Source organism: Vibrio sp. 378 (assembly GCF_033339435.1).
The window spans coordinates 1-1,171 of record NZ_JAWOUO010000115.1 but is presented as its reverse complement, the minus strand read 5'-3'; the positions used below and the strand labels follow the sequence as shown (position 1 = coordinate 1,171).

Annotated in this window: 1 protein-coding gene; it reads right to left on the bottom strand. The window is 35.8% G+C overall.

Going from position 1 to position 1,171, the window contains the following annotated elements; translation table 11 throughout:
• Positions 1–5: 5 nt before the first annotated feature.
• Positions 6–920 (bottom strand): LysR family transcriptional regulator, encoded by a 915-nt coding sequence (locus tag R7Q48_RS24485; protein ID WP_318132695.1) that lies wholly within the window; start codon positions 918–920, stop codon positions 6–8.
• Positions 921–1,171: the final 251 nt, after the last annotated feature.

Below are 1,171 nucleotides of genomic sequence, written 5' to 3'. Positions count from 1 at the left end.
GATAATCAACGGCTTTTTTCGTATCTACTGTCAAACTTCTTGTTATACACATCTAGAAAGTCGTTCATCAGCTTAGAAATGGTACTGTGTAACCACACAATCATAGGATCGTTTTTGTAGGCCTTGTCGTATATAAAGCCAAACTCTTTCTCTAGCACCGGCAGAAACACCTCATCGCTTGAAGTAACGTAGCTAAATTTTTCATCCAACTGTTCTGCTATATATATTGAACAAGGAAACAATAAGTCTGTCGTCTCAACGGCATTAATAATGACACTGATATGCGTCGTTTTAAGTTTTACTTTGAAGTCAATACCGTGACTTAACAGCAATCTTGAGAGTTTATCTTGCCGCTCATTCCAATGCTTTTGCAAGTGGATAGCCAGAGGATAAGACGCGATTGTCTCCAAGGATATTGACTCGTTATTAATTGGATGATCTTTTCTACAGACCATAACCGACATATCTTTTCCGACTTTTCTTTGGACCAAGTTTTTATTTAAATTTAATGGAAAATAATGAATTCCAAAATGAACGAGCTGATTATTAATTCGATCTGGCGTTAACTCATTCCAATCTTCAATGGTTAATTCTATATTCGGCGCGTTCTCTGAAAAATATTGAATTATTTCTGGGGCTAGCCAATATGCGATGTAGCTATTCATCGCTATATTGATTTTTATATCTGAGGTCGATGGATCAAAAGACATATCCTCAGTTAATTCATCAATATCATGAATAATATTATTGAGCTTGGCACGTATGGAGATTGCTTTTGGCGTTAGCTCCATCCTGCCGTTTTTTCTGGTAAGTAATTCATCCTGAAATATTTCCCTTAAGCTTCTTAGAGTTCGGCTCACCGCAGAAGCACTTGTCGACATTTGGTTTGCTGTTGCTGTGATACTTTTTGTTTCCAACATCAACGCCTACGGTTTCAGTAAGTTATAGTTAAATATCATGTCTAAACTCTCTCACAACGCTCCCTAAAAACATAATATCAATTTTGATAAGTATCAAGTATCACTATTATCAATTGTGGACAAGAACATATTAATTAAACTAGTTCCATCTTGGTTGGAGTAGAAGAATCCCTTATGGCTGGTTTACATACTACAGTGAAAGTTGTTGGCTCAAAATGCAACTATGATTGTCAATATTGTTTTTATTTAGA

What these genes read in the sequence shown, in the direction of transcription:
- R7Q48_RS24485 (WP_318132695.1), bottom strand. Translation starts at nt 920, where the DNA reads ATGTTGGAAACAAAAAGTATCACAGCAACAGCAAACCAAATGTCGACA.